Origin of the sequence: Candidatus Magnetaquicoccus inordinatus (genome assembly GCF_004217665.1) — a bacterium.
GTDB classification, from domain to species: Bacteria; Pseudomonadota; Magnetococcia; order Magnetococcales; family Magnetaquicoccaceae; genus Magnetaquicoccus; species Magnetaquicoccus inordinatus.
Genome location: NZ_RXIU01000545.1, coordinates 1 through 5,846, shown reverse-complemented (window position 1 = coordinate 5,846; position 5,846 = coordinate 1). Strand labels below are relative to the sequence as shown.

Below are 5,846 nucleotides of genomic sequence, written 5' to 3'. Positions count from 1 at the left end.
GCCATTTCTCACTTGCACACCACACTTTCCACGAATCAAACGATCTTGGATTGGATGGTTGCGACTCTAAAGTTCAGTCTATAAACAATACTATAAGCAACTCATACTGCTGGTTCTATTATATTTTTTATACTAATCATTATATTGATTCGCCTATTCAGGCTTTTATCTGAAAACATTTTACATTTGCTGTTTCATCTCTAAAATTTAATTTATGTATAGCATTACATAAAGCGCTTGCAGCGTATTGTTTTCCATATCTATCTAATGCAATTGAACCATGCTCGTGGCCTACAAGTTCATTAATAATGTTTATATCGGTGAATATTTGTTTGAGAAAATTCATAAATGTATGCCTAAAGCTATGAAACACTTCTAGCCTGTCAGTTATGCCAAGTGTGTTTAGGTATCTAGCAAACCACTTCGATGCAGCTTGTGAATAACCATCTCTTCCTCTTTTCAGTTCAGGAAACAACCTTCTATGTCCATTTTCCTTTAATTGTTCAACGTATTTTAATAGTCCGAATCGAATGAGCTCTTCGTGAATTGGAACCAAACGAACACTATTAGTGGTTTTAAGTTTCTTGTTTACAGTTGCGCTGTTGTTATCAGTGTCCGCAATATCATTAATATCAAAAACCCACACCGCCCCCTCCATACGTATATCTTTAATATCTAGCTGACAAATCTCTTCAATTCTGGCCCCAGTATACAACGCAATCAGCGGCAACCAATAATAATACGGATGAAGATGAACGTTTTCTGCAAATATTGATGAACTAAATATTTTTTTCAGGTCATCACTTGTAAAAACGCATCTTTGCTCGTTGGCTTTTTTATTATTTTTTACTTGCATGCCATCAAAGTAATTTAATTTTACGTATTCTAACCTCTTCATCCAATTAAAAAACGAACATAAACGAGAAGCATGCTTATTAATAGTATTGATCTCCATTGGCTTTGGATTGGCTTTTAATATATCTTCAATCGATTTATTTTTCCATACTGGATTTTTATTTAAATTAGGAGGTAATTTCTGGAGCTTTTCAAAATATCCGTCTACAATCTTTTTGTTTATTGCGCTTACATCAAGATCACCAATAATTTTTATAAAAACATCAAACACACCCATTGTTTCGATTTTAGTTTTTTCTGTCCATTCCTTTTTCATCATTTTTTCATCAACATATTCGCCAATAGTTTTTAATAACTTACGTTTTTCTATTGTTTCTTGATCGGGCACGACTATTTGTTTGTTTTTCATCTTGGCATCTAAAGCATTAATGAGGGCTAGAAGCTGCGTTGATTCAGCCTCTTGGTGATTGGGGTCAGTATGAATCTCTGCAATTTCATATCCACCATCAGATCGAATGTTTAATCCTTTGACTATCAGAGACATCCGATTGTTTGACCAATCAGCAGACATTGTTTCACCTCGCGTCACTCGGAACAAATCAAAAACATGCGTAGCGACATGTCTTGCACGATCAACGGCCTCGCGTCGATCATGCGTATGCAAGGAACACTTGATCTCTCGCCGACCAAAGTATGCCCTTAACGAAAGAGGGACGGCAACCCTAAAATAGAATCTTCCGTTTGAATGTTTCTGGAGGTATGACGGGAAAGTCAGCATCTCAGGTGCACCTTTGTACCAGTGTATGTACAATTGGCGAATGAACCCCTGAGTCTAGGAGGAATATTGCAAATAAATCAATATGTTATGGTGTAGTTGGTGGAGCCGAGGGGAATCGAACCCCTGGCCTACGCATTGCGAACGCGTCGCTCTCCCATCTGAGCTACGGCCCCACATCAGTTGGCCATTATCTCTATTCTCGCCTACAAAAGCAAGTCTCGAAACACGGACCTAACTATTTTGTTGTACATCACCAGGATACAATACCTTCTCCAAATATAAACCCCACGGCGGAACCGTCGGTCCGGCTCGGCGTCGATCACGACTGGCCAAAATCTCAGCCATCATCCCTACCGGCCACTCCCCACGCCCAATCATGCTTAATGTCCCAACAATATTGCGAACCATGTGCTGCAAAAAACCATTCGCTCCTACCCGAATGTGAATCTCCTGCCCAACCGGCACAACATCCATCCGACTCACCGTTTTGATCGGCTCCTTCGACTGGCAAAAAGAGGCCCGAAACGCCGTAAAATCATGCGTCCCTAACAAGAGCTGGGCTGCCTCCGCCATCCTCTCAATATCCAAACGGCGCGGATGATGCCAAACCCGCCGCCGGTCCAACGCCGGCATCGCACTGCGACCGGCCATTATCCGAAAATTATATTCCCGATAATGCGCCGAAAAACGTGCGTGAAAGCTCTGCTCTGCCTCCTCCACCGCCAAAACCGTCACCGTCTCCGGGGTCAAGACATTCAACGCACGCAAAATCACCCATCCCTCGCGAGGGCAAACCGTGTCAAAATGCGCAACCTGTCCCGTCGCATGCACCCCCGTGTCGGTCCGACCCGCACCTACCAAGGTCACATCATGACCAAACAAACGACGCAACCCCTCCTCCAACACCCCCTGTACCGTGACTATCCCCTCCCGCTGCCGCTGCCAACCGCGAAATCCGCTGCCATCATACTCCAATAAAAGGCGATATCGTCCCACTACTCCCATTCCTAACCCATCCCAATACCTACGCCGCTTCCTCCTCCGAACCCGCTTCCTCCTTGGCCGCCGCCGCTCCCTTCTTCGGTGGCTTGCCCAGCGCCGGTCGATACAACTCTACCCGATCACCCGCCGCCAATACCTGAGTCAACGGTACCAGCTTACCATAAATCCCGGTTTTCAAGCTCCCCAAATCCAATCCACCAAATTTTTTCAAAATTCCAGATTTGATTATCGCCTGCTCAACCGTGGCCCCCTCCTCAACCTCAGCGTCCAAAACCGCCTGATGCCTGGCCTCAGCATATGTCACAGATACTTTCATTTACCTCTCCCCCAATAGATGGTCCATCCACCTCTGCCAACCCACGCAACCTCTCTTGCCTGCCGACAGATACTTTTTGCGCTTTCTCCACGACATGTATAGAATACTCCCTGGTCGGTCGCCTTTCAAGATACGTTGCGGCATCCCCGCCGCCGTCCTTAACCGGCCCTTCGTCAAACAAACATTACCAGGTCCTTCATCCATGAAAATTTTTTCTGTTTACAATATCAAAGGCGGCGTCGGCAAAACCACCACCTCGGTCAACCTGGCCTATCTCTCTGCCGCTGCTGGCGCGCAAACCTTGATCTGGGATCTCGATCCCCAAGGCGGTACCAGCTATTATCTCTGCGTCAAACCTAAAATTAAAGGCGGCCCGGAAGAGCTCCTGCAAAGCAAATCCCGAACCATGACCCAGTTGCGCATGACCGGCTATCCCAACCTCGACCTGCTGCCCTCCGATATCTCCTATCGCCACCTCGATGCCCACCTGGCCAAATCTTCTAAACCCCTCATGGGCCTGGAACGGATGGTCGCACCCCTGGCAAAACAGTATGATCACATGTTTGTCGATTGCCCTCCGGGTCTCTCCCTGGTCATCGAAAATGTCTTCCAAATGACCGATGTGCTCCTGGTGCCGATGATCCCTACCCCGCTCTCCCTGCGCGCCTATAACCGTCTGGTCCAATTCCTGGTCAAACGCCGCACCAAAAAACTGCGCGTCATCCCCTTCTTCAATATGGTCAATCAGGAAAAACCAATCCACCGCGTCGTTACCCGCAACATCGGGGAGAAACATCCGATCTTCCTCAAAAACAGCATCCCCGAATCAACCATGATGGAAGCCATGGGTGTCAAACGCTCCCCCATCTTTACCTATGCCCGTGAGTCCAGCGAAGCCGACTCCTTCCGCTTCCTCTGGCAGGAGATCCAAGAGCGCTCCCGCTAACCGTTATGTAAACAGATCGGTCGAGACATAGCGATCTCCGCGATCCGGTAAAATCACCACCACACAGCCGCCATCGGCAGCCAACTCTTGTGCTACCGTCAAGGCGGCTGCCGTGGCACCCCCCGCCGAATGACCAGAAAAAATCCCCTCCTCGCGGGCCAAACGCAAGGTCATCTCCCTCGCCGCCTCTGCCGAAACATCCATAATCCGATCCACCCGCGAGGCATCAAAAATCTTCGGCAAATATTCCTGCGGCCAACGCCGTATCCCCGGAATCTTCGACCCCTCCTCGGGATGCACCCCAATAATCTGAACCCCCGGATTGCGCTCCTTCAAATAGCGCGAGACCCCCATAATTGTACCCGTGGTCCCCATCGAACTGACAAAATGGCTCACCTTCCCCTCGGTGTCACGCCAAATCTCTGGCCCCGTCCCGCGATAATGGGCCTTCCAATTGTCATCGTTGGAAAATTGATCAAAAATGATCCCTTCCCCAGCCCGCACCATCTCCCACGCCCGGTCAATCGTCCCCTCCATGCCCGCCTCATCGGCAGTCAACTCCAAATCTGCCCCATAGGCCGCCATCACCGCACGTCGCTCCAATGACATCGATTCCGGCATCACCAGTGTGATCGGAATACGCAAACGTGCCGCCATCATCGCCAAGGCAATGCCCGTATTGCCACTGGTCGGCTCAATAATCCGTACTCCCTCCCGCAAACGACCCGAAGCCATCGCCCCCATAAACATGCTGTATGCCGCGCGATCCTTTACCGACCCTGCCGGATTGTTTCCCTCCAACTTGGCCAACAAACGAACCCCAGAACAACCCGCCGCAATGCGGCTTAACTCCACCATCGGCGTATTGCCTATACACTCTTCCAGTGTCGCCATCCCTCTCCACTCCTTCTGTACAATGTTCCACTGCCCTGCACTATAATGCTACCCTGACAACCAAGCAACCATCCACCCAGGAGCATCCCCCATGTATCGCCTCTTCGATACCCTGTTCACCGCCTACGGCCCGCAACATTGGTGGCCGGCTGATTCCAGCGAAGAGATGATGATCGGGGCCATCCTGGTGCAAAACAGCTCCTGGCAGCAGGTCAGCAGCGTGATCCAACAGCTCCGCCAGCAGCAACTGCTCTCCTTCCTCCTCATTCGGCAACTTCCCGCCGAAACATGGTGGCAACTATTGCACCCCGTCGGCTTTTTTCGGGTCAAACATCGCCGACTCAAAGCCCTCGCCGACTTTATGGCACACTTCGCCGATCAACCCTCGCAACTCTTTCAAAGCGACAGCCAATCTCTGCGTCAGGCACTGCTCGCCATCCCCGGCATCGGCAAAGAAACGGCCGATGCCATCCTCTGCTACGGCGCCCAGCGTCCCCTCTTCGTCGTTGATAAATATGCCCAACGCCTCTTTTCTCGCCTGCAATGGTGTACCGAAATAACTGATTATGATACCATCCAACAGATGGTCCATGCCGCTCTGCCTGCCGATGCCGCTCTTCTCGGCGAACTGCATGCCTTGATCGTCCAACATGGCAAACTCCATTGCCGCAAACAGGCCAACTGCCCTGGCTGCCCGATCCCTTTCTGCCCTGCTGCGCTAGGTATTGTTTCATGAGCAACCCGCCAGAACCTCTCCGCCCCATCCAACGGCTGCCTGAACAGCTCGCCAATCAAATCGCCGCTGGAGAGGTGGTGGAACGACCCGCCTCCGTGGTCAAAGAGCTGGTCGAAAACAGCCTGGATGCCCAAGCCAAGCATATCGAAGTGGCTATCGAACAGGGGGGCAAGCGCCTGATTCAAATTATCGATAATGGCCATGGCATGGATCAACAGCAGGCATTGCTGGCTCTGGAACGGCATGCCACCTCCAAAATCAGCTCCATCGAAGATCTCTTTGCCATCCGTTCCCTGGGCTTTCGCGGCGAAGCGCTCCC

At 50.1% G+C, this 5,846-nt stretch carries 7 protein-coding genes, 1 tRNA gene and 1 pseudogene; 3 read left to right on the top strand and 6 right to left on the bottom strand.

The genetic code is table 11. From position 1 onward, the window contains the following. Positions 1-157: 157 nt before the first annotated feature. The 5 genes and pseudogenes from EJP87_RS17435 to EJP87_RS17420 all read right to left on the bottom strand — a co-directional run bounded on the left by EJP87_RS17435 (position 158) and on the right by EJP87_RS17420 (position 2,951). Positions 158-1,426: a tyrosine-type recombinase/integrase gene (locus EJP87_RS17435; protein WP_193771524.1), complete on the bottom strand. Its 1,269-nt coding sequence runs from the start codon at positions 1,424-1,426 to the stop codon at positions 158-160. 21 nt (positions 1,427-1,447) lie between these two features. Further along, positions 1,448-1,633, bottom strand: a pseudogene (locus EJP87_RS19160) (DUF6538 domain-containing protein); the annotation flags it as partial. Between the two features lie 97 nt (positions 1,634-1,730). Next, positions 1,731-1,806, bottom strand: a tRNA-Ala gene (locus EJP87_RS17430). A gap of 58 nt (positions 1,807-1,864) precedes the next feature. After that, positions 1,865-2,629: a tRNA pseudouridine(38-40) synthase TruA gene (gene truA / locus EJP87_RS17425; protein ID WP_130473078.1), complete on the bottom strand. Its 765-nt coding sequence runs from the start codon at positions 2,627-2,629 to the stop codon at positions 1,865-1,867. 28 nt (positions 2,630-2,657) lie between these two features. Next, entirely contained in the window at positions 2,658-2,951 is a 294-nt protein-coding gene (locus EJP87_RS17420) for an RnfH family protein (RefSeq protein WP_130473077.1), read from the bottom strand. Positions 2,952-3,153: 202 nt separating this feature from the next. Here EJP87_RS17420 and EJP87_RS17415 point away from each other — a divergent pair, with 202 nt between their 5' ends. Then, a complete protein-coding gene (locus tag EJP87_RS17415; RefSeq protein WP_130473076.1) occupies positions 3,154-3,897 on the top strand; it encodes a ParA family protein in 744 nt (247 codons plus the stop codon). Between the two features lie 3 nt (positions 3,898-3,900). Here EJP87_RS17415 and cysM read toward each other — a convergent pair whose 3' ends face one another. Beyond that, on the bottom strand, positions 3,901-4,791 hold the full coding sequence (gene cysM, locus EJP87_RS17410) for a cysteine synthase CysM (RefSeq protein WP_130473075.1): 891 nt from the start codon (positions 4,789-4,791) through the stop codon (positions 3,901-3,903). A 91-nt stretch (positions 4,792-4,882) separates the two neighbouring features. Here cysM and EJP87_RS17405 point away from each other — a divergent pair, with 91 nt between their 5' ends. Continuing rightward, positions 4,883-5,527 carry an endonuclease III domain-containing protein gene (locus tag EJP87_RS17405; RefSeq protein WP_130473074.1) on the top strand — a complete coding sequence of 215 codons (645 nt, stop codon included), beginning with the start codon at positions 4,883-4,885 and terminating at the stop codon, positions 5,525-5,527. Beyond that, positions 5,524-5,846 (top strand): DNA mismatch repair endonuclease MutL (mutL, locus tag EJP87_RS17400; protein WP_193771523.1); only part of this gene is annotated, 323 nt, incomplete at its 3' end. The genes EJP87_RS17405 and mutL, both read left to right, overlap by 4 nt.